The organism is Niveibacterium sp. COAC-50, assembly GCF_013184235.1.
Lineage (GTDB): Bacteria > Pseudomonadota > Gammaproteobacteria > Burkholderiales > Rhodocyclaceae > Niveibacterium > Niveibacterium microcysteis.
In genome coordinates this window covers 228459-249347 of the sequence record NZ_JABCJM010000005.1, presented here as the reverse complement: position 1 = coordinate 249347, position 20889 = coordinate 228459, and the positions used below count along the sequence as shown (strand labels likewise).

20 protein-coding genes are annotated in these 20889 nt (G+C 65.4%); 11 read left to right on the top strand and 9 right to left on the bottom strand.

All coding sequences use genetic code 11. From position 1 onward, the window contains the following. Nucleotides 1-266: 266 nt before the first annotated feature. Complete coding sequence (locus HH302_RS18320; RefSeq protein ID WP_172203715.1) at nucleotides 267-1157, bottom strand: hypothetical protein; 891 nt, start codon at nucleotides 1155-1157, stop codon at nucleotides 267-269. A 393-nt stretch (nucleotides 1158-1550) separates the two neighbouring features. Here HH302_RS18320 and HH302_RS18315 point away from each other — a divergent pair, with 393 nt between their 5' ends. The 3 genes from HH302_RS18315 (at nucleotide 1551) to HH302_RS18305 (ending at nucleotide 5131) form a co-directional block, all read left to right on the top strand. Next, on the top strand, nucleotides 1551-3461 hold the full coding sequence (locus HH302_RS18315; protein WP_172203713.1) for a sigma-54-dependent Fis family transcriptional regulator: 1911 nt from the start codon (nucleotides 1551-1553) through the stop codon (nucleotides 3459-3461). 68 nt (nucleotides 3462-3529) lie between these two features. Further along, entirely contained in the window at nucleotides 3530-4459 is a 930-nt protein-coding gene (locus HH302_RS18310) for a LysR family transcriptional regulator ArgP (protein WP_172203711.1), read from the top strand. Nucleotides 4460-4603: 144 nt separating this feature from the next. Then, nucleotides 4604-5131, top strand: a complete 528-nt coding sequence (locus HH302_RS18305) for a hypothetical protein (protein ID WP_172203710.1) — start codon at nucleotides 4604-4606, stop codon at nucleotides 5129-5131. Here HH302_RS18305 and HH302_RS18300 read toward each other — a convergent pair. Next, on the bottom strand, nucleotides 5077-6447 hold the full coding sequence (locus HH302_RS18300) for a TrpB-like pyridoxal phosphate-dependent enzyme (RefSeq protein WP_172203709.1): 1371 nt from the start codon (nucleotides 6445-6447) through the stop codon (nucleotides 5077-5079). The two genes, HH302_RS18305 and HH302_RS18300, sit on opposite strands and share 55 nt — an antisense overlap. A 248-nt stretch (nucleotides 6448-6695) precedes the next feature. On the opposite strand from HH302_RS18300, the gene HH302_RS18295 reads away from it, so the two are divergent. Further along, nucleotides 6696-6875 carry a hypothetical protein gene (locus tag HH302_RS18295; RefSeq protein WP_172203708.1) on the top strand — a complete coding sequence of 60 codons (180 nt, stop codon included), beginning with the start codon at nucleotides 6696-6698 and terminating at the stop codon, nucleotides 6873-6875. 31 nt (nucleotides 6876-6906) lie between these two features. On the opposite strand, the gene HH302_RS18290 is transcribed toward HH302_RS18295, so the two are convergent. Next, nucleotides 6907-8055 carry a GGDEF domain-containing protein gene (locus HH302_RS18290; protein WP_172203707.1) on the bottom strand — a complete coding sequence of 383 codons (1149 nt, stop codon included), beginning with the start codon at nucleotides 8053-8055 and terminating at the stop codon, nucleotides 6907-6909. Nucleotides 8056-8398: 343 nt separating this feature from the next. On the opposite strand from HH302_RS18290, the gene HH302_RS18285 reads away from it, so the two are divergent. From HH302_RS18285 to HH302_RS18265, 5 genes are all read left to right on the top strand, one after another. Beyond that, on the top strand, nucleotides 8399-8581 hold the full coding sequence (locus tag HH302_RS18285; protein ID WP_172203706.1) for a hypothetical protein: 183 nt from the start codon (nucleotides 8399-8401) through the stop codon (nucleotides 8579-8581). Between the two features lie 31 nt (nucleotides 8582-8612). Continuing rightward, the gene (locus HH302_RS18280) at nucleotides 8613-9026 is read left to right on the top strand and encodes a YccF domain-containing protein (protein WP_172203705.1); all 414 of its coding nucleotides are present in this window, start codon (nucleotides 8613-8615) and stop codon (nucleotides 9024-9026) included. A 36-nt stretch (nucleotides 9027-9062) separates the two neighbouring features. Continuing rightward, nucleotides 9063-9695, top strand: a complete 633-nt coding sequence (locus HH302_RS18275; RefSeq protein WP_172203704.1) for a glutathione S-transferase family protein — start codon at nucleotides 9063-9065, stop codon at nucleotides 9693-9695. Further along, nucleotides 9692-10942, top strand: coding sequence for a LanC-like protein (locus tag HH302_RS18270; RefSeq protein WP_172203703.1), 1251 nt, complete (start codon nucleotides 9692-9694; stop codon nucleotides 10940-10942). The genes HH302_RS18275 and HH302_RS18270 overlap by 4 nt, the downstream gene beginning before the upstream one ends. A 67-nt stretch (nucleotides 10943-11009) precedes the next feature. Next, nucleotides 11010-11312 (top strand): hypothetical protein, encoded by a 303-nt coding sequence (locus HH302_RS18265; RefSeq protein ID WP_172203701.1) that lies wholly within the window; start codon nucleotides 11010-11012, stop codon nucleotides 11310-11312. 58 nt (nucleotides 11313-11370) lie between these two features. Here the strand turns inward: HH302_RS18265 and cueR are convergent, their stop codons facing one another. Both cueR and HH302_RS18255 read right to left on the bottom strand, forming a co-directional pair. After that, nucleotides 11371-11790 carry a Cu(I)-responsive transcriptional regulator gene (cueR, locus tag HH302_RS18260; protein ID WP_172203699.1) on the bottom strand — a complete coding sequence of 140 codons (420 nt, stop codon included), beginning with the start codon at nucleotides 11788-11790 and terminating at the stop codon, nucleotides 11371-11373. A gap of 80 nt (nucleotides 11791-11870) precedes the next feature. After that, the gene (locus tag HH302_RS18255) at nucleotides 11871-14279 is read right to left on the bottom strand and encodes a heavy metal translocating P-type ATPase (RefSeq protein WP_216661976.1); all 2409 of its coding nucleotides are present in this window, start codon (nucleotides 14277-14279) and stop codon (nucleotides 11871-11873) included. A gap of 181 nt (nucleotides 14280-14460) precedes the next feature. Here HH302_RS18255 and HH302_RS18250 point away from each other — a divergent pair, with 181 nt between their 5' ends. Both HH302_RS18250 and HH302_RS18245 read left to right on the top strand, forming a co-directional pair. Then, entirely contained in the window at nucleotides 14461-14925 is a 465-nt protein-coding gene (locus tag HH302_RS18250; RefSeq protein ID WP_172203695.1) for a DUF4442 domain-containing protein, read from the top strand. 79 nt (nucleotides 14926-15004) lie between these two features. Further along, a complete protein-coding gene (locus tag HH302_RS18245; RefSeq protein WP_172203693.1) occupies nucleotides 15005-16681 on the top strand; it encodes a SulP family inorganic anion transporter in 1677 nt (558 codons plus the stop codon). Between the two features lie 56 nt (nucleotides 16682-16737). On the opposite strand, the gene ppk2 is transcribed toward HH302_RS18245, so the two are convergent. The 4 genes from ppk2 to HH302_RS18225 form a co-directional block, all read right to left on the bottom strand. Further along, nucleotides 16738-17571 (bottom strand): polyphosphate kinase 2, encoded by an 834-nt coding sequence (ppk2, locus tag HH302_RS18240; RefSeq protein WP_172203691.1) that lies wholly within the window; start codon nucleotides 17569-17571, stop codon nucleotides 16738-16740. Between the two features lie 115 nt (nucleotides 17572-17686). Further along, entirely contained in the window at nucleotides 17687-19096 is a 1410-nt protein-coding gene (locus HH302_RS18235) for an efflux transporter outer membrane subunit (protein WP_172203689.1), read from the bottom strand. Nucleotides 19097-19106: 10 nt separating this feature from the next. After that, nucleotides 19107-20243, bottom strand: coding sequence for an HlyD family secretion protein (locus HH302_RS18230; protein WP_172203687.1), 1137 nt, complete (start codon nucleotides 20241-20243; stop codon nucleotides 19107-19109). Continuing rightward, on the bottom strand, nucleotides 20243-20779 hold the full coding sequence (locus HH302_RS18225) for a DUF3302 domain-containing protein (protein ID WP_216661975.1): 537 nt from the start codon (nucleotides 20777-20779) through the stop codon (nucleotides 20243-20245). Before HH302_RS18225 ends, HH302_RS18230 begins: the two co-directional genes overlap by 1 nt. Nucleotides 20780-20889 lie beyond the last annotated feature (110 nt).

Genomic DNA, 20889 nt, shown 5'->3' with positions numbered 1-20889 from the left:
CCGGATGTACGGCTGCGCTTCTCACTTCGACCTCGGGCCGCTCGTGACGCCGATCGAAACGTTCTGATGCAGGTCCGATTCGAATCGGGAAGCTCCATCCTTCCCTTGCGGGGCGACTTGTCGCCCCGCCTTTTTTAACTGCAGTCGTCGGTCCGTGCAGCCAGTTCGGGCGCCAGTCCAAAGGTGGCCAAGGCAGGACGTAGTGCGGATTCTCCTTCGGCGTATCCGCACAACAGGACTGATCTGCCCGCTCCAAGCCGTACCTTTCAGCGAAGGAAGAACCCTGTCTCCCGCAACATCTTTACGCAGGGCATATCGCGATACTCCATGTCACCTCTTACGTCCTGCGGTGCGTCTGCGCGAGTGTTTTGACGCGCGACCAGGGACTCGGTAGCTGTCATTTGGTACGTCGTTGCTACTACGGTTCGGAGCACCGGTTTGCCATGTATCTCAATGCGAGTGCGGCATGTATCAACTCCGCCGAGCCGCTCGACGTTCAGAGGGTCAAACGCGAAGCCAAGGAAAGCGATGTGAGTGGCATTCGTCAGCAGCGAACGAGCAAACATGAACTCGGGAGACGACTGATGGTGGCGCACCTCCGGAATAACGCGAAGGTTGCGCGCTGCGGCTTGGACGTGTTCCGCAATGATGCTGCCTCCATAGCCACGCTCGCCTGGCATTGGCCAAGCGGATGCTCCTCCAACATTGCCATACACGTGGACGATTTGAATTGCCTCAAGCTTTTTTAGCGCATCAGAGCGAGTACGTCCGTACGCGGCCATAAGCTTGGTGAGCAGAGCCTGCTCGAGCGAGCGGTCGTAGTTGAACGTCACAACAGACAACCAGGAGAAGTCCAGTTCGTCCCACGACTGATTCGATGGTGCGAGATGATCAAATAGGTAGCCATACAGATCGTCCTGCGTCGCCACATCAAGCCAGTCACACACAGCCCGTTCAGAACGCATGATGAGATATGCGATCGCGAGCTTCCCAACCTCAGCAAACTCGGGACGATTGGCCAGAAACGCGTCGATCGAGGAGCGCCCGCTCAGTCTGAATGCGCCGACAAAATCCTGGACTTCTTCCCTCCCGACAAGGTTGTCAATCGCGGATGGCGGATTCGCAACTGGAGCCGTCGCAAGCGCCAGAATCTGCATGCGCAGCTGAGCGCCAAGGGGATAGCCGTAAGCGCAACTCGCCCCAGCGCCGAGCACGAGACAAACACGCTTCTGGGATAACGTCATCGGCAGCCTCGATAAAGCAATGTCGAGCGCACAATTCTACAGTTCGGTAGGTTCGCTGAACTTGTGAAGCCCAACGACTACGCCAGCGCAAGCACCGAGTTACCCATTGGCCGCACGGCTCGACGTCTTTATCGGCGGTGAATCGTCCTCCGCCTCGATCCTACCTAGACACGGGTCGAGCGACCTCCATCACCTCCCGAAGACCGGGTCCGAAAGCAGCCGCGGCAGTGCGCGCGCCGGCTCGTAAGCTGCGCGAAGGCTTGACCGACCATGCTGCCTGCCCCAGATCCGCCACGAGGTGATCCGATGCCCCTGCCCGCCACGCTCGACGCCCACCGCCAACGCCTCGCACAAGCCCGCGAACTGGCCTTCGTACAGGGCGGGCGGCCGGATACGCTGGTCGGCGAGGAAGTGCTGGCCTCATGGCAGCGCAGCAGCGCTGCTGGGCTCTCGCCCGACGTGCCAAAGCCACCTGCGCTGGTACCGCAGCCGCTACTGCGCGAGGCACATGAGCGCAACGGCCAGCTGATCGCGCTGGCACAGCCCGTGATCGACACCGTCGCGCGGCAAATCCGCGACAGCGCCTCGACCCTGATCCTCGCCGACGCCAATGGGCTGATCCTGCGCTCGCTCGGCGATGCAGACTTCCTCTCGCGTGCCGAGCGCGTCGCGCTGTGCCCCGGCGCGGACTGGAGCGAAATACAGCGTGGCACCAACGCGATCGGCACCGTGCTGGCCACCTCGCGCGCGCTGGAGATCGTCGGCGGCGAACACTTCCTCGCCCACAACACCCAACTCACCTGCAGCGCCGCCCCGCTGTTCGACCCCACCGGCCGGCTCGTCGGCGTGTTCGACATCTCCGGCGACTACCGCGCCTACCAACCCCACACGCTGGGGCTTGCGCGCATGGCGGCGCAGTGGATCGAGCAGCGCCTGTTCGAAGCGGATTTCTCGCGCCACCTGCTGCTCGCCTTCCATCCGGAAGTCGACTACGTCGGCGTGCTCGGCGAAGGCGTCATCGCGATCCGAGAAGACGGCGCGGTGCTCGGCGCCAACCCCGCCGCGCTGGCGATCCTCGGCCTGCGCCGGCGCGCGCTAGACGGACTCGGCTTTGCACAGTTGTTCGAACAACCGCACGCGCGGCTGCTCGATAGTGCCCGCCGGCATCCGGCTGCGCTGCATGAACTCGATGCCCGCGGCGGCCTGCGGGTGTATGCCCGCCTGCGCGGCGAGCTGCCAGCGCCAAGCAGTGGCCCGGCCCGCACGCGCCCGGCGCCGCTGCCCCGCCGCCATGCGCCGGACCTCGACGAGCTCGCCGCTGGCGATGCGACGATGGCTGCGCTGGTTACGCGCGCACGCAAGCTGCTGGCACACGACATACCGATCCTGATCCAGGGCGAATCCGGCGCCGGCAAGGAGATGCTGGCGCGCGCACTGCACGAAGCCGGGCCACGACGCGATCGCCCCTTCGTCGCGCTGAACTGTGCCGCGATCCCGGAATCGCTGATCGAATCGGAACTCTTCGGATACGAACCCGGCGCCTTCACCGGGGCGCGGCGCGAAGGCGCCGCCGGGCGCATCCAGCAGGCCGATGGCGGCACGCTGTTTCTCGACGAAATCGGCGACATGCCGCTGGCCTTGCAGGCCCGCCTGCTCAGGGTGCTGCAGGAACGCTCCGTGAGTCCGCTGGGCGGCGATCGCACGATCGCGGTGGATCTGCGGCTGATCTGCGCCACGCACCGGCGGCTGCGCGACGAAGTGGCCGGTGGCGGCTTCCGCGAAGATCTGTACTACCGCATCAACGGCCTCGCGCTGCAGCTACCGGCGCTGCGCGAACGCAACGATCTGCCGCAACTGGTCAGCCGCCTGCTGCGCGAGGTGTCCGGCGGACGCGAGATCGGCGTCAGCAACGAGGTGCTGCGCGCGTTTGCGGCCTACAGCTGGCCCGGCAACCTGCGCCAGTTGCACAACGCGCTGCGCGTGGCGGTCGCCCTGCTCGACGAAGGCGAAACCACGATCAGCTTCGAGCACCTGCCAGACGACCTGCGCGAGGACATCGCACGGCCGGCGGCGCCCTCGGCATTGGCGAACGACGCGCTGGCGCAGATCGAACGCGAGGCGGTGCGCCGCGTGCTGGCCGAGGCGGGTGGCAACGTATCAGCCGCCGCACGCCGGCTCGGCATCAGCCGCACCACGCTGTACCGCAAGCTGCACTGAGCGTCGCCGGTCAATTAGCCTGGCCGATGCGATTGCGCCAACATAAGCCGCGCTAATACACTGGGCGGATGAAGATCGATTTCGCCCTGCTCGAATGCCTGGAAGCGGTGGTTACCGAAGGCAGCTTCGAGAAAGCCGCCCGCACGCTGTCGATCACGCAATCCGCGGTTTCACAGCGGATCCGGCAATTCGAACAGCAAGTCGGCGCGCCGCTGCTGTTCCGCACCCGCCCGGTCACCCCCACGCCTGCCGCACAACCGCTGCTGCGCTTTGCACGGCAAACGCAGCTGCTGGCGCTGGATGTATGGCCCGAGTTGCTCGAAACCGTGTCGCGCGGCCGCGTGCGCATCGCAGTGAACGCGGACAGCCTTGGCTCCTGGGTGCTGCCTGCGCTCGCGCCCTGGGCCGAACGCAACGCGGCGATGCTCGACTTCGTCGTGGACGACCAGGAACACACGCAGGAATGGCTGCGCAACGGCGAGGTGATCGGCTCGATCAGTTCCGACCCGGCGCCGGCGCACGGCTTCCGCTCGGTCGCCCTCGGGGTGATGCGCTACCGCTGCGTGGCCTCACCGGCTTTCATTGCGCGTTACCTGCCGCGCGGGCTCGACCGCACGGTGATCCACCGCGCCCCGGCGCTGGTTTTCAACCGGCGCGATGCACTGCTGACCGAACACCTGCGGCGGCATTTGCGGATCAAGGAGCCCTACTTCCCGAACCACTTCGTGCCTGCCTACGAGGCCTTCCTGAGCGCTGCGCTACTGGGTTACGGCTACGGCCTGCTACCGGAAGTGCAGTGCGCGCAGGCGCTGGCAAGCGGCAGCCTGGTGGACATCACGCCGAACACGCCGCTCACGGTGCCCTTGTACTGGCACACCTGGGGCCTTGCGACCGAGCTGGTCAGCACGCTCAGCGCAGCCCTGGTGGAGGGCGCTTCGCACGCGCTCGAAGCGATGCCGGCGCCAACCCGCGCCGCGCGCAAGACACCACGCGCCTGACCCGGCGCGCCATTCGTTTGTCGGCGGCGGCCGTTCCACCGCCGTGGCCCGGCGCGTCAAATCGTGGCTTCAGCGGCGCCCTAAGCTGCAGGGCAGATCCAGCGCGCCCCGTTGCGCGGATCGGTCGCCAAGGAGCCACCCGCCATGCCGAAAACCCATGCCGCCCATACGCTGGAAATTGCAGCGCTGATCGAGTCGATCTGGGGCCCCGCGTTTGGTCGCACCGAATGTGCGACCGAATACAAGTACCACCACGTGAGTCGCTTCGGCCTGCACCTGCGGCTGCGCGGCCACGGCTTCCGGTATGCGGACGGCCTGCCTTGCGAGGGACACATCTGCTACATCGAGACCGGGATTGACGAAAAGATGCTGCACGCGGTTTCGATCAGCATGGACGTCGAGTCGATGACACGCACTGCGCGCCGCCCGCAGGACGGCCTGTCGCTCGCCGAGGTGCTGATGGTGCATGGCGTGTTTCACGGTAGCCGCGACGCAAGCGAGCTGGCCGACGCCCACCTGCCCCCACCGCCGCCGCTTGGCCTCGCTGATCTGGTTGCGATCGAATCGACGCTGGGCATGCCGGGGGTGCCCTTGCCGCCCCCCGGCACGCAAAGGCCTCAGGCCACCGCAGGCAAGCCGGACAAGGCCATCGCCAGTTCAGCCTCGTCGTAGTCCTGGTCCACCAGGCCGCCCGAGAGGTAGTTCTGGTAGGCGGCCATGTCGAAGTGACCATGACCCGACAGGTTGAACAGGATCGTCTCGGCACGGCCCTCGGCCTTGCAGCGCAGCGCTTCGTCAATCGCGCAGCGCACCGCATGGTTGGCCTCCGGCGCCGGCACGATGCCTTCGGCGCGCGCGAACATCACGCCGGCTTCAAAGCAGGCGGTCTGGTGGTAGGCGCGCGCCTCGATCAGGCCAAGCTCCTTCACATGGCTGACCAGCGGCGCCATGCCGTGGTAGCGCAAGCCGCCAGCGTGGAAGCCGGCGGGCGTGAAGGTCGAGCCAAGCGTGTGCATCTTCACCAGCGGTGTCAGGTGCGCGGTGTCGCCAAAGTCGTAGGCGTACTTGCCGCGCGTGAGACTCGGGCAAGCGGCCGGCTCCACTGCGATGATGCGGCGCTGCTTCACGCTCGCACCGCCGCGCAGCTGCAGGCCGATGAAGGGGAAGGCGATACCGGCAAAGTTGCTGCCGCCGCCAGTGCAGCCGATCACCACATCCGGGTCGTCGCCGGCCATCTCCAGCTGCAGCATCGCTTCTTCGCCGATGATGGTCTGGTGCAGCAGCACATGGTTGAGCACCGAGCCGAGCGCGTACTTGGTGTCTTCATTCAGCGCCGCCACCTCCACCGCTTCGGAGATCGCGATGCCGAGCGAACCCAGGTGATTCGGGTTCTGCGCCAGCACCGCGCGGCCGGACTGCGTTTCGTTGCTGGGCGAGGCAACGCAGCGCGCGCCGTAAGTTTCCATCAACGCGCGGCGGTAGGGCTTCTGGTCGTACGACACACGCACCTGGTAGATCGTGATGTCGAGGCCGAACAGGCTGCCGGCAAAGGCCAGCGAGCTGCCCCACTGGCCGGCGCCCGTTTCGGTGGCGAGCTTCTTCACACCGGCCTGGCCGTTGTACCAGGCCTGCGGCACCGCGGAGTTCGGCTTGTGGCTGCCAGCCGGCGACACGCCCTCGTACTTGAAGTAGATCTTGGCCGGCGTGCCGAGCGCTTTTTCGAGGCGGCGGGCACGGATCAGCGGGCTCGGGCGCCACAGGCGCAGCACCTCGCGCACCGGCTCCGGGATCTCGATGCGGCGTTCGGTCGACACTTCCTGCTCGATCAGCGCCATCGGGAACAGCGGTGCGAGATCCGCCGGGCCGATCGGCTGCTGCGTGGCCGGATGCAGCGGGGCTGGCGGCGGCACCGGCAGATCGGCGGCGATGTTGTACCAGTCCTTCGGCATCTGGTCTTCGCTCAGCAGGAACTTTGTCGTTTCGCTCATCCTTCTCACTCCTCCGGTTTCGCTATCGTGTTATCCGCTGGCACCGCCAGCGCCGGCAGGCATTCTGACCGATGGTGCTGACGCGTCTCTGACCTGCCTCATGCCCGTGCCATGCGCATCGGTTCATCGCGCGAATCTGCAGTTCATTCCTCGATCACGGCAGGCTGTCGCAGTGCGCTCGCGAACCGGCACGGCGGCGTTCAATCTGCAGCCATCGAAAGACGACGCAGACAGGAAAGGAAGCCGCCATGAAAACCGCCGCCAGCCGTATCGCCACCCGTGCATTCGCAGCCCTGATCGCCGCCGCAGGCGTGGCGTTCAGCATCGGCGGCACGCTGTTTCTGATGAGTGCGCCGTCGCTCGAATACGCTGCAGCAAGCAGCATCGCGGCGCAGTCAACGCCGGTGGTGGTCGCGAGCCGCGACTAAGCGCGGTGCGGCCGGGTCGCCCCCAGGCCTTTCACGCGGCGATGATGTCGGCCGCGCCAGCGACCGCGTAGTGACCCTTGCCTGATGTCTTGACGCGATACATCGCTACATCGGCTCGGTGGATCAGATCGGCGACCGTCATGCCATCGTAGGGAAACAGGCACAGGCCGATGCTCGCGCCGGTTTGAAGGCCGGGGGCGATCGACTGCATCGGGGCGCTGATCTGATCGAGCAGTTTGGTGGCGAGCGCTTTCGCGTCCGCCTCGCCGGCGATATCGCGCGCGATGACGAAGAATTCGTCACCGCCGATCCGCGCCACCGTATCGACCCCGCGTACCGCCGCCACCAGGCGGCTCCCCACCTCCCGCAGCACCTGGTCACCCACCTTGTGGCCAAGCGTGTCATTGATCTGCTTGAAGCCATCAAGATCGAGGAAGAAACCGCAGTTGATCTGACCGGTGCGTTGCGAGGCGGATATCGCCTGGGCAATCCGGTCGTAGAGCAGATCACGGTTGGGCAAACCGGTCAGCCCATCGTGCAGCGAGCGATCGAGATGATGCCGGCGCTCCTCGTCGAGCATGCGCTCGCGCAGGAACAGCAGACGACGCTGGCGCTCGGCGAGGTAGCCGGCCGAACCGCCGATCAGGTTGGCCGACACGATGAAGAAGTCGTGCCCCAGCAGCACATGCAGCGGGTAGCCCATCAGCGCGCCGAAGAACAGGTTGTAGCCGAGCAGCATCAGCAGATCCACGCCCAGCGCATAGATGAAACGGGTGCCGACGAAGTTGTAGGTGTAGAAGGTCACCACCACCATCATCGGGTAGTAGTACGGCGCGCTTTCCAGCGGCAGATGCGTCTGCATCGCAATCAGGCCAACGCCCGCGGCGAGCCCGACCAAGGCCAATACCAGATGGGATGAGCGCGCGAACCAGGGTGTCAGCGAAAAGATCAGCACCACCAACGGCACGCAGAGCGCAGTGCCGCGCGCGCCCCAGAGGTGCGCGACAACATCCGGGCTGACAAACCAGCGATCAAGCACGCCGTGCAGGATGTACACGAACATCCCGACCAGGATCGCCGCCTGCCCTTGGAGGCGCGTGCGGGCCCGCGTCGCTTCGAAGAATCCGTCCTCAAGATCCGCGTCGCGAAACCGCAGCGTCAGCGGGTGCATCACGGCCATCTGCTTCCCCCTCCCTCGGTGGCGCCGGCCGCCCCGCAGTACGGGCGCCAGGCTGCGGTGTCGCGGTGATTCTCCCACGCCGGCGCTTGCCGGCAAAAGGGTGCCACAAGGCTCCCTCACCCGCAGCGCAACACACCGTCGGCGCGCTGCGCGCCGGCGCTGGCGGCAAGCTTCGGGCGGCTGCTGGATAGCGCCACACCGCCGCGACTGCCGTCCGTCCATCGCGCAAATCTGCAGTCCATTCCGCAACTGCTGCAGGCCATCGCAGCGCGCTCGCGACGCAACGTCGCGAAGTCCATTCTGCAGCCATCGACAGACGACGCAGAGAGAAGAGGACAACGCCATGAAAACCACCGCCCCCCGCACCGCCACCCGCGCACTCGCAGCCCTGATCGCCGCCGCTGGCGTTACCTTCAGCATCGGCGGTACGCTGTTCCTCATGAGCATGCCGTCGCTTGAGTACGCTGCGGCAAGCGGCATCGCGGCGCAATCGGCGCCGGTCGTGGTCGCGACCAATCGCGACTGAACCTGCAGCCCCCGGAATGGAGCAACGCCCAATGCGATTGATCGGTAACCTGCTGTGGCTTGTGTTCGGTGGCCTGTGGATGGCACTCGGCTGGCTTCTCGCCGGCGCCATCTGCTTTCTCTCCATCATCGGCATCCCATGGGGGCGTGCCTGTTTCGTGATCGGCCAGCTGGCTTTCCTGCCCTTCGGTAACGAGGCGGTCGACCGCCGCGTCGTCACGCAACGCGAGGATATCGGCACCGGGATCCCCGGGGTGGTCGGCAACGTGCTTTGGTTCATCGTCGCCGGCTGGTGGCTGGCGCTAGGCCACCTGTTTCACGCGCTGCTGTGCTGCATCACGATCATCGGCATCCCGTTCGGGCTGCAGCACCTGAAGCTCGCCGGACTCGCGCTGGCACCGATCGGCAAGACCGTCGTGCCGCTGGACCGCACGCTCGCACGCTGATCCAATGGCGGATCCGCGATCTTTCGGAAGCGCATCATGCTGACGATTCTTGGCAAAGCGACATCGATCAACGTGCGCAAGGTGCTGTGGACCTGCGACGAGATCGGGATCCCCTTCGTGCGCGAAGACTGGGGCGCCGGTTTTCGCACCACTGACACCGCCGAATTCCGCGCGCTGAACCCGAACGCAATGGTGCCGGTGATCCGGGACGGCGACTTCGTGCTGTGGGAATCGAACACCATCTGCCGCTATCTCGCCGGTCAGCACGGCCGCACCGATCTGCTGCCCGCTGCGCCTCAGGCCCGCGCGCAGGTTGAAAAGTGGATGGACTGGCAGGCGACCGAACTCAACAACAGCTGGCGCTACGCCTTCATGTCGCTGGTGCGACAGCACCCCGATTACCAGGACGCCGAGCGACTCGCGGCCGGTATTGCAGCATGGCACCACCACATCGGCATCCTGGAGCAGCAGCTCGCGCGGACCGGTGCTTATGCCGCGGGCGACAGCTTCACGCTGGCGGACGTGGTGCTGGGGCTATCGGTGCATCGCTGGTTCATGGCGCCGATACCGCCGACCTCGCGGCCGGTCTTCCCGGCCGTCGGTGCCTACTACGAACGCCTAAGCGAGCGGCCCGCCTTCATGCGCCACGGCCGCAACGGCACGCCATGAGCGGCCGAACCGACCAGGGCGACAACCATCTTGTGCTCTACGACCCAACCCGCCATGAAGCACTTCGGGCCAGCGCGTGGGATGCGGTGCGCGCGCGCACAACGATCGACGAGATCGTCCGCGATGCGGAAGCGCACTTCTCGCCAGACCGCTACTGGCCGCTGCACCCGCGCGATCTTGCGCCCGACGACGATCCGAACCTGCCCGCCACCACGCTGTACTTCGGCGCCTGCGGCGTCATCTGGGCGCTGCACTACTTGCAGGCTCGCGGCGCCGCCCGCCTCGAGCGCGACTATCTCGACCAGCTCGACGCGCTGCGCGAGCGCAACCGCGCCTGGCTCGCATCAATCGGTAGTCAGGACTTCGCTGCCTACCTGATGGGCGATACGCCGATCCGGATGCTCGCGTACGGCGCAACGCGCAGCCAAGTGGATGCGAAAGCGCTCGCCACGCTGATCGACGACAACCGCGAGCACCCGGCGCGTGAACTGATGTGGGGCGCGCCCGGTACCTTGCTGGCCGCGCTGTGTCTCTACGAACTCACTGGCGACGAGCGCTGGGCGGCGCAGTTTCGCGACACGGCGGCGGTGCTGTGGTCACAGCTTGAGTGGTCTGAGAAGCACGAATGCGCGTTCTGGACGCAGGACCTCTACGGGCACCGCACAAACTACCTCGATGCGGTGCATGGATTTGTCGCCACCGCCGCGCCGATCTTGCGCGGCGCACACCTGCTGCCTGCCGCCGACCGCGACGCCTGGCTCAGCTGTATCGCCAACACCATGCAGCGTAGCGTCACCCGCGATGGCCCCTTCGCGAACTGGCGTGTTTTCCTCGACACACCAGCCGGACGCGATCCCCTCTACCTGATGCAGTTCTGCCACGGCGCGCCGGGTTTCGTGATCTGTCTCGCCGATCACCCGGACGCGGCGCTCGACCCGCTGCTGCTTGCGGCCGGCGAAACGATCTGGAAGGCGGGCCCCCTCACCAAGGGCGCCAACCTGTGCCATGGCACAGGTGGCAACGGCTACGCCTTCCTTAAGCTCTACCGACGCAGCGGTGACCCGGTCTGGCTGGAACGTGCGCGCGCGTTTGCGATGCATGGCATCGAACAGGTCGCCGCCGAACGCGAGCACTACGGCCACGGCCGCTACTCGCTGTGGACCGGCGACATCGGTTTCGCGATCTACCTCTGGGATTGCCTGCACGGCGAAGCGGCGTTTCCAACGCTGGATGTGTTCTACCCCTGAGCCAGGCGGCAGCGCGCATCTGCGGCTACTGTTACCGTATCGCACTCAGCACCACCGGCCCACGACGATGACCCAGCAACCCGATTCCGACGAGATCGCCAAGCACATCACTCAGCTTACCGATCTCATCTATGTCGCCAGCAACAGCGACGAAAGCCTTTCGCTGGAACTACGCGTCGCAGCGATGGGGTTTGCGGCGCGCGAATTGTGTGTCTCGGACTTGGCCGAGCGAGACTGCGACCCGGCCGAGCGCATGAACGCCATCAAGGGGCTTTTCATTGCCGCCTTCGAACATGAATTCGCGGCGACGATTGCGACCGTGGAAACGGAACGCGCGATGCGACGCATGACCGCCAAGCGGGCCGACTAGTCCGCGCGCCAGCATCCTCCGCGGCCCCGGCGCGCGCAGCGCGCAGGCGGCCGACGTGCTACCCAGCGCTGCAGCAGTGTGCCGCGCCGGATCCGTCGCGCAACTCTTCCAGGATCGGGCACTCGGGCCGCTCGTCGCCGTGGCAGCGCATGGCGAGCGCGGCGATGGCGTCGCGCATGCGCGTGAGATCCGCGATGCGGCGATCGAGCTCCGCCACTTGCGCCAGGGCCAGCGTTTTCACGTCCGCACTGCTGCGATGCTGGTCCTGCCACAGCGACAGCAAGTGCCGGATCGTCTCAAGCGGAAATCCCAGCTCACGGGCATGGCGCACGAAACGAAGGGTGTCGAGATCGCGCGCCGAATAGCGCCGATAGCCATTGTCGCCACGCACACCGGGCGGCAACAGTCCGATCGATTCGTAGTGGCGGATCATCTTGGCCGAGAGGCCGGATGCCTTGGCGGCAGCACCGATGTTCATGTCTTCAACTCCGCAGAACGCCCGCCTCGCGCGACGGGGCCAAACAGTTCGAGCCTGTGCATCGTCATGGCAATGCCGGATCAACGCTGCCGGCTGCTCGGCACCGGCCGCCAGCGTGTGAGCAGCAGCGCGTTGGTGATCACGCTGACACTCGAGAACGCCATCGCCGCACCCGCGATGACCGGCGACAACATGCCTGCGGCCGCGAGCGGAATACCGACGACGTTGTAGGCGAATGCCCAGAACAGGTTCTGCTGGATCTTGCGCCAGGTGCGCCGGGAGATATCGAGGGCGTCGGCAATCAGTGCCGGGTCACCGCGCATCAGCGTGATGCCCGCCGCATGCATCGCCACCTCGGTGCCGGTCGCCATTGCGATGCCGACATCGGCGGCAGCGAGCGCCGGAGCGTCGTTGATGCCGTCGCCCACCATCGCAACCCGCACACCGCCGGCCTTGAGCGCGGCGACACGCGCAGCCTTGTCGCCCGGCAAGACGTTGGCGAGCACCTCGTCGATGCCCAGCTCGGCCGCCACCGCTTGCGCGGCACCTGCGTTGTCACCGGTAATCATCACGCTCTTGACGCCCATCGCCCGCAACTCACGCACTGCAACGATGGCCTGCGGCTTGACGCGGTCGCCGAACGCGAGCAGCCCGCGCAACTCGGGCGCGCCGCCTGCCGGTATCGCCATCAGCCATGACACGGTGCGCCCCGCTGCCGCGAGCTCGTCGGCGCGCGCTGCAAACGGGCCCGCGTCAAGCCCGAGTTCGTCGCGCAGACGGGTGTTACCCAACTGCAGCGTGACACCGTTCAGAACACCGCTCACGCCGCGGCCTGGCAGGGCGCGCAAATCGCTGGCGGCCGGCACCGCAATCGCGAGCGCCTTGGCCGCATCGAGCACCGCCTGCGCCAGCGGGTGCGCGCTGCCAGCCTGCAGGGCGGCGGCGTCTGCGAGGAGCGCCGAGTCCTTGCCCACCGCGGCGATCGCCGCCAGGGTCGGGCGGCCTTCGGTAAGCGTGCCGGTCTTGTCGAAGGCGACCACACCAACGCTGTGCGCGATTTCGAGCGCCTCGGCATCCTTGATCAGGATGCCGTGCTTGGCCGCGACACCGGTGCCGGCCATGATCGCAGCCGGCGTGGCGAGGCCGAGTGCGCACGGGCATGCAATCACCATCACCGCAACCGCGTTGATCACCGCGTTGCTCACATCGCCGGTCGCAAGCCACCAGCCCACGAATGTGATGAGCGCGATCACCAGCACCACCGGCACGAATACCGCGCTGACCTTGTCGACCTGGCGTTGGATCGGCGCCTTGGCTGCCTGCGCGCTTTCGACAAGGCGGATGATGCGGGCCAGCGTGCTCTCGGCCCCCAGCGCGGTGGTGCGCACCACCACCCTGCCCTCACCGTTGATCGCGCCGCCGATCACCGGTTCGCCCGGTTCGCGCGCCACCGGCAGACTCTCGCCGGTGATCAGCGATTCGTCGAACTGGCTGATGCCCTCAAGGATTTCGCCATCCACGGCGACACGCTCGCCCGGCAGCACAACCACCAGGTCGCCGAGGCGCAGTTGCGCCAAGGGCAGCATCTGCTCACGGCCGTCACGCAGCACGCGTGCGGTGTCGGGGCGCAGGGCCTGCAAGGCGCGGATCGCGGCCGCGGTTTGCCGCTTCGCGCGCCCCTCCAGCCACTTGCCCAGCAGCACCAGCGTAATCACCACCGCGGACGCCTCGAAGTAGAGATGCATGCCGCCAGCGAGCCATTGCCACACCGACAAGCCGAACGCGGCCGAAGTACCAAGCGCAACCAGCAGATCCATGTTGCCGGCACCCGCGCGCAGCGCATGCCAGCCGGCGCGGTAGAAGCGCGCCCCGAGCCAGAACTGCACCGGCGTTGCGAGAACAAGTTGCAGCCAGCCTGGCAACATCCAGTGGCGGCCGACGAGTTCGCCTAGCATCGGCACCACGAGCGGCAGCGACAGCAACGCGGCCAGCACCACGCGGATGCCGTCGCGGTCGACGGCAGGGGCCCGCTCGGCCTCGGGGGTCGCGTCCGCTTGCGGCAGCACTGCTTCAAAACCCGCCGCCTCGATCGCCGCGGCAACCGCCTCGACACCAACGCCGGGCAGCGTGCGGATGCGCGCAGACTCCGTCGCCAGATTCACCGCCGCATCCAGCACACCCGGCACCCGCTTGAGGCCCTTCTCGACCCGTGCGACGCACGAGGCGCAGGTCATTCCCTTGATGCCGAGGTCAAGCTCGGCGAGCGGCACATCAAAGCCGGTCTTTTGCACCGCCTCGCGCAGCACTGCGGTGTCGAGCACGGCCGCACTCGTGACACGGGCGCGCTCGGTGGCCAGATTGACGCTCACCGACTGCACGCCGGGCACGGCCTGCAACGCACGCTCGACGCGCGCAACACAGGAAGCGCAGGTCATGCCGCTGATTGGCAGGTCAAGCTCCTTCGAAACCGGGGTGATCGTTGTGTTCATCGCTGTTACGTCCATTGCTGTACCTGGAGCCCGTAGCGTCAGCCTTACCATCATGGGAAGGTCAAGCGCTATTTTCACCCGAGTGGCGCCGTGCGAGTGCCGATCTCAACAGGGCAATTACTGATCGTCGAATTCAAGCCGATCGGTGAAGATGCGCACTCCTGCCCAAGCAAGCAACAGCATGAAAGCCACCACCTTCCGACGCCTGATCAACCTGTGGCCACCGTTCTTCTTTGCCGGCATCCGGGCAAAGCGGATCTCAGACGACTTCCGCGAAGCCGACGTCGCACTCAAGCTGCATTGGTACAACCGCAACTACGTCGGCAGCCATTTCGGTGGCAATCTGTTTTCGATGACCGATCCGTGGTTCATGCTGATGCTGCTGCAGGTACTCGGCCCCAAGTACCTGGTGTGGGATCGTGCCGCAACGATCGAGTTCGTCACGCCGGGGCGCGGCACCGTCACCGCGCGCTTTCGCCTCGACGACGCGCAGATCGCCGATGTGATCGACAAGACAGCGAACGGCGACAAGTACCTGCCCACTTTTCATGTCGACATCCTCGACGCCCAAGGGCAGCTCGTGGCCAAGGTCACGAAGACCGTCTACATCCGCCTGAAATCGGCCCATCGCCCCGCCGCAGGCTGATGCACGTCAGTTTCGCCCGCGTCACGCAAAGGACATAATCCGCTGGCGCGACCATTGCGCCAACCAAACGGAGTCCTGCATGTCCCACGGAGCGGCCCCACCTTCCACCGCCAATGCAGCATCCGGCGGCCCAGGCTTGAAATTCGACGTGATCGCCGGCCTCACTGCGGCCGCGGTCGTACTTCCGAAGGCGATGGCCTACGCCACGGTGGCGGGCCTTCCCGTCGCGGTCGGCCTGTACACAGCCCTCGTCCCGATGGTGATCTATGCGCTGCTTGGCACCTCGCGGGTGCTCAGCGTCAGCTCCACCACGACCCTCGCAATCCTCGCCGGTACCGAACTAGCGCTGGCCGTGCCGGACGGTGATCCGACGAAACTGATCGCGGCGGCGGCCACGCTGACGGCGCTCGTCGGCGTCCTGCTGATGCTCGCGTCCGCGTTGCGGCTGGGCTTTGTCGCGAACTTCATTTCCACGCCGGTCCTGACTGGCTTCAAGGCCGGCATCGGGCTGGTCATCGTGCTCGATCAGGTTCCCAAGCTGCTTGGCCTGCACATCACGAAGCAGAACTTCTTCCACGATCTGGTCACCGTCGTACAGCACCTGCCGGACGCGTCGATGATGACCGCGCTGGTCGCAGCGGCAACGCTCGCTGTATTGATCGGCATGGAGAAACTCTGGCCACATTCGCCGGCGCCGCTGGTCGCCGTCGGCGGCGGGATCGCGGCATCCTGGCTGCTGGGCTTGAACGCGATGGGCGTGTCGATCGTCGGCTTGATCCCGCAAGGCTTCCCGTCGCTGACCCTGCCGGATGTCAGCTTGGTAGCGCAGTTGATTCCTGGTGCAGCCGGTATTGCGCTGATGAGCTTCACCGAGAGCATCGCAGCGGGGCGCGCCTTTGCGCGTAACGACGAACCCCGCATCAACGCCAACCGTGAGCTGATCGCGACCGGCGCGGCCAACCTCGGCGGCGCCTTCCTCGGCGCAATGCCGGCCGGCGGCGGCACGTCGCAAACGGCGGTTGTTCGCTCCGCAGGTGCGCAATCGCAGAAGGCCTCGCTGGTGACCGCCAGTGCGGCACTCGCGACGATGCTGCTGCTCGCGCCGATGCTGGGCCTGCTACCGAATGCGACGCTCGCGGCGGTCGTGATCGTGTATTCGGTCGGCTTGATCCAGCCGAAGGAATTCATGGCGATCCGCAAGATCCGCAACATGGAATTCCGCTGGGCCTGCGCGGCGATGCTTGGCGTACTGCTGTTCGGCACCCTCAACGGGATCCTGATCGCGATCATCATTTCGCTGGTGGGCCTCGCCAGCCAGACCGCACGCCCGCACGTCTATGCGCTCGGTCGCAAGCCCGGCACCGACGTGTTGCGTCCGCTATCGCCCGAGCATCCGGAGGATGAAAGATTCGAGGGGCTGCTGGTCGCGCGCCCCGAAGGCCGCATCTTCTTCCTCAATGCGACGGTCGTCGGGGATCGGCTCAACGAACTGGCCGCGGAACACAAACCTAAGGTCATCGTGCTGGACATGAGCCGCGTGCCAGACATCGAATACTCGGCACTGCAGATGCTCGCCGATGGCGACAAACGCGTCGCCGAACGCGGCATCACCCTCTGGCTGGCGGGGCTGAACCCCGACGCGCTGGCGATGGTGCAACACTCCGGCCTGGCGGAGCGGCTCGGGCGCGATCGCATGGTCTTCAACGCACAGACCGCAATCGAGCGTTACATCGCTCAAAACAAGAAACCCGCCTGAGCGGGTTTCTTGCAAGTCACAACAGGCGGCCGGTGCCGAAGCTCCGGCCGGCCTGATCAGTACTTTTCCGGCACGTACTTGAACGGGTAGTCGGTCGCCTTCACGCGGCCGATCTTGCGCTTAGGCAGCTTGACCTTCTCGGCCGGGATCTCTTCGTAAGGCACATGCGCGAGCAGGTGGCTGATCACGTTGAGGCGCACTTTCTTCTTGTCCTCAGAACGCGCGACAAACCACGGCGCCCAGGACGAATCGGTCTTCTCGAACATCTCGTCGCGGGCCACGGTGTAGTCGTCCCACTTATCGAAGGACTTCACATCCATCGGCGAAAGCTTCCAGACCTTGCGGCCGTCGTCGATGCGGTCGCTCAGGCGGCGCTCCTGTTCCTCGGGGCTGACTTCCAGCCAGTACTTGAGCAGGATGATGCCGGATTCGACCATGGCCTTCTCAACCATCGGCACCACGTCGAGAAACTTCTTCACCTGTTCCGGCTTCGCAAAACCCATCACCCGCTCGACCCCGGCGCGGTTGTACCAGCTGCGGTCGAAGATCACGATCTCGCCGGCCGCCGGAAAGTGCGGGATATAGCGCTGGATGTACATCTGGGTCTTTTCGCGCTCGGTCGGCGCTGGCAGAGCCACAACGCGGAACACGCGCGGGCTGACGCGTTCGGTGATCGCCTTGATGGTGCCGCCCTTGCCGGCACCATCACGCCCCTCGAAGACAATGCAGACCTTCAGCCCCTTCGCCACCACCCACTGCTGCAGCTTGACCAGCTCGACATGCAGGCGCTTGAGCTCCTTGTCGTAAGCCTTGGCGCTCATCGGTTCAGTCGAAACCGGCGCGGCCGGTTCGGACTTCTTGGCGGAATGCTTCTTCTTGTTGCCGGACATGACGACCTCCTTTGGATGAGGCAGACCGGCTTCGGCGTGGATGCTGCGGCCGCGTCGGCCTGCAATCGGGTTTGGCGGCCGCCGCCGCCGGTTACCCGGCAGCGGCGGTTTGCCCTTACTTTGTTGTCGCCGCAAGCGGCGCCGACGGCGCAAAATCGCCGCCGAGCGCCAGATGCAGATTCACACGCTGCACGCGCGCATCACTTTGCACACGCAGCTGTTCGCCCTGCACGGCGATCAGACCAAGCTCTTCGTTGATCAACGCACGACGGTCTATCGACCCAACACGCAGCCGATGGTTCGCTAGCTCCACCTGGCGGCGGTTTTCGAGCACGCGGGCATCAAGCTGCTTGGCACGCGTCTGCAAGGTCACGTTGGCAGCCAGCGCGTTCTCGACATCGGCGAAGGCACGTTGCCCGGCCGCGGTGTAAGCGGCTACGGCGGCCTTCTGCTCGGCCGTCTTCGCCTCGACCTGCGCCTGCAATGCCCCGCCGGTGAACAGCGGCGCCACAATGCCGGCCCCCATGCTCCACACCGGGTTGTTGCGGTCAGCCAGAACGAACAGCGAGCTGTCGATCGAGTTGACGCCCGCGGTCAGCTTGATTGCCGGCAGCCGCGCAGCCTTGGCCTCTTCGACCATGTAGAAGCTCGCGGCGACCTTGCGCTCGGCCGAGATGATGTCCGGGCGGCGCTCCAGCAACTGCGACGGCAAACCGGCCGGCACCGCTTCGGGCATCGCAGGCATATTGCCCGCCACCGCCAACTCAGCCGCGGGATAGCGGCCCAGCAAGAGCTCCAGCGCGCGCTGGGTCTGCGTCTCCGCCAACTTGAGCTGCTCGAGCGAATCCTGCCGTGCCGCCAAGGCCTCGCGTGCAGTCGACACCGCCGTGCCGTCGGTATTTCCGACGCGCTGGCGGGTCTCTTCCAGCTTGATCAGGCTTTGCGTCGCGGCGATCGATTGCTCTGCCAGCTTGCGTTGCTGCTGCGCCTCGATCGCGAGATACCAGGCACGCGCCACACCAGCCGCGAGCGACTGACGCGCCCAGGCCAGATCGGCAACCGTGCTGTCGTACTGCGCGGTGGCGGCTGCGCGTTGCGAACGCACCCGCCCCCACAGGTCGAGTTCCCAGTTGACGCTGAGACCACCGCCGGTCAGGCCGCTGCCGTCCGACATCTTGCCGCCGGTGCGGCCATAGGCCATCACGCTGGGCCAGAGGCTGCCGCCGGAGGCAGTGACAATCGCACTAGCCTGCTCGATGCGGGCCGCAGCGACCTTCAGATCCGGGTTGTTGGCGATCGCTTCGTTGACCAGTGCAATCAGTTGCGGGTCATTGAAGCGGGCCAGCCAGCCATCTTCGAATTGTCCAGAGGGCGCGCCAGCCTTCCAGCTTTCGGGCAGCGGCGCGTTCGGCAAGGTCTGCGCGCGCAGATCCGCCCCTTTGGGCGGAGACTGCAGCGCGCATCCGCCCGCTACGAGCGCCAGCGCGACGGCGAACGCCGCGCGGCTTAGGTTGAAATCAGCCATGGTCCGTTCCTCAGTGAAGCTTCAGGACCAGGTAGTTCAGGATCGAGTTGATCCGCACGATCACTCGACGCAGGATCTGCACCGGCTTCAGGTGTTCCGTGTAGATCGCGCCATGCCCCGTGGCACCGGCCGCGAGGAACAGGTCGCGATGCTTTTCTTCCAGCTCCAGCTTGACCGCGAAACGGCCCGGCGGCAGCGGCTGCGCGCCGGTTTGCGGGATCTGGCCGCTCATCGGGAGCTGCCCCTGACCCTGCGCCCACACGATCGACTGCACCTTGGTCTTGATCACTTCACCCGGATAGGTCGGCAGTGCGATCTCGGCTTCGTTGCCCGGTTCAACGTTGTAGAGCTCGTTCTGTGAATAGAGAGCAAGAATCTGCTGCTCATCCTCGACGAACACCATTGCCGGCTGCAGTGGCATCGGCACCACCCAGGAGCCAACGCGCAACTGGTTGTTGATGACGGTACCGTCGGCCGGCGCGTACATGGTGGTCTGTGACAGCTCCCACTTGGCGTTGTCGAGTTGCGCACGGATGGCAGCGACCTGGGCTTGCTCGCCGTTCACCTGAGCACCGATCTGCTCCTTGACCTGACGCTCACTCGCCTCGGCGGCTGCCAACTCGGCCTTGACCTGCTTGACGTTAGCCAGCGCCTGTTCAAGGTCGAACTTGGTGCCCGCCTCGGTTTTCGCCAGTTCCGTGAACTCGGCGACGCGCTTCTGCGCAAGATCGAGTTGGGCACGGATGCCTTCAGTCTTGCTGGTCGCAGCCTTCAGCTGTTCGCCAAGGTTCTTCGCATTCGCGATCGCCGAGGCAAGTTGCGACTCGAAGGAGCGGACCGTCTGCTCATAGGGCGTCGGGTCAAGCTTGAACAGCACGTCGCCCTTCTTCATGTGCACGTTGCCTTCGGCCGGCACAGCGATGACACGGCCACGCACTTGCGGCACCACTTGCACGGTGTACTTGATGACGCGCACATCGGCGGACGACGGCGCGATGACGTTAAGGGTGAGGATCAACCAAGTCAGGCCCACCACCGGAATCGTGACAACGATGACCTTCGAGGTGGTGTTCCACGGCAGCAGCTTGAACTTGAAAAAGATCAGCCAGACAAAGAAGGCGTAAATGCCTACGAGGATCGCTTCCATCAGGCCGCCCCTCCCTGGCTACGCGCCGACAGTTGGACGCGAATCGCCTCGAGTTCCGGGCTCAGTTTGCGAACCTTGGCCATTTGATCGAGCTCTTCCTTGAGATGGGCGATGTCTTTCTGAACAGCCTCATCGCCGACAGAGGTCGCGAGCTTTTCGCCATGTTCGCGGAAATAGTCGTCGTGCTTGTCGGTGCCATAAGCCATCTTGTAACCAACGGGTTTTGTATAGGCCCACAGCCACGCGATTGGCCACAACAGTCCGCCAAAGACGAGCGAGAGCAAGCACAGCGTGGTAATCGCTTCGGTTTGCGGATGATGTTTCTTGTGCGCCACCTTCTCTGGAAGGATGTGTACCAGCCAGAAAAGGGCAATTGCACCTGGCGGCATCGCAATCAGCACGAACCAAGCGAGGAAGTTTGCGGCCTTGTCTTCCATTTCAGGTGAGAGCATGGAAGCTCGCGCACCGAAGGAAATGAGCAGCAGTGCAGCCACGCAGGCAAGGCGTAACGCAGCGGATTTGTGAAACCGAAGCATCGGGGGGTCTCCACCGAAAAGTTTGGGGGCATCTGAAACAGGACTGCCGCGCCAGCAATTTATACGGACGCGCGCAGCCAATTGTCTTCTGTGAATCGCCGGAAACGCAA

Coding starts and splice junctions, on each gene's coding strand:
- HH302_RS18285 (WP_172203706.1), top strand. CDS start 8,399: ATGAAAACCACCGCCCCCCGCACCGCCACCCGCGCACTCGCAGCCCTG.
- HH302_RS18250 (WP_172203695.1), top strand. CDS start 14,461: ATGAAAGCCACCACCTTCCGACGCCTGATCAACCTGTGGCCACCGTTC.
- HH302_RS18225 (WP_216661975.1), bottom strand. CDS start 20,779: ATGCTTCGGTTTCACAAATCCGCTGCGTTACGCCTTGCCTGCGTGGCT.
- cueR (WP_172203699.1), bottom strand. CDS start 11,790: ATGAACATCGGTGCTGCCGCCAAGGCATCCGGCCTCTCGGCCAAGATG.
- HH302_RS18235 (WP_172203689.1), bottom strand. CDS start 19,096: ATGGCTGATTTCAACCTAAGCCGCGCGGCGTTCGCCGTCGCGCTGGCG.
- HH302_RS18305 (WP_172203710.1), top strand. CDS start 4,604: ATGCCGAAAACCCATGCCGCCCATACGCTGGAAATTGCAGCGCTGATC.
- HH302_RS18300 (WP_172203709.1), bottom strand. CDS start 6,447: ATGAGCGAAACGACAAAGTTCCTGCTGAGCGAAGACCAGATGCCGAAG.
- HH302_RS18320 (WP_172203715.1), bottom strand. CDS start 1,157: ATGCAGATTCTGGCGCTTGCGACGGCTCCAGTTGCGAATCCGCCATCC.
- HH302_RS18310 (WP_172203711.1), top strand. CDS start 3,530: ATGAAGATCGATTTCGCCCTGCTCGAATGCCTGGAAGCGGTGGTTACC.
- HH302_RS18275 (WP_172203704.1), top strand. CDS start 9,063: ATGCTGACGATTCTTGGCAAAGCGACATCGATCAACGTGCGCAAGGTG.
- HH302_RS18265 (WP_172203701.1), top strand. CDS start 11,010: ATGACCCAGCAACCCGATTCCGACGAGATCGCCAAGCACATCACTCAG.
- ppk2 (WP_172203691.1), bottom strand. CDS start 17,571: ATGTCCGGCAACAAGAAGAAGCATTCCGCCAAGAAGTCCGAACCGGCC.
- HH302_RS18270 (WP_172203703.1), top strand. CDS start 9,692: ATGAGCGGCCGAACCGACCAGGGCGACAACCATCTTGTGCTCTACGAC.
- HH302_RS18280 (WP_172203705.1), top strand. CDS start 8,613: ATGCGATTGATCGGTAACCTGCTGTGGCTTGTGTTCGGTGGCCTGTGG.
- HH302_RS18315 (WP_172203713.1), top strand. CDS start 1,551: ATGCCCCTGCCCGCCACGCTCGACGCCCACCGCCAACGCCTCGCACAA.
- HH302_RS18290 (WP_172203707.1), bottom strand. CDS start 8,055: ATGGCCGTGATGCACCCGCTGACGCTGCGGTTTCGCGACGCGGATCTT.
- HH302_RS18255 (WP_216661976.1), bottom strand. CDS start 14,279: ATGAACACAACGATCACCCCGGTTTCGAAGGAGCTTGACCTGCCAATC.
- HH302_RS18295 (WP_172203708.1), top strand. CDS start 6,696: ATGAAAACCGCCGCCAGCCGTATCGCCACCCGTGCATTCGCAGCCCTG.
- HH302_RS18230 (WP_172203687.1), bottom strand. CDS start 20,243: ATGGAAGCGATCCTCGTAGGCATTTACGCCTTCTTTGTCTGGCTGATC.
- HH302_RS18245 (WP_172203693.1), top strand. CDS start 15,005: ATGTCCCACGGAGCGGCCCCACCTTCCACCGCCAATGCAGCATCCGGC.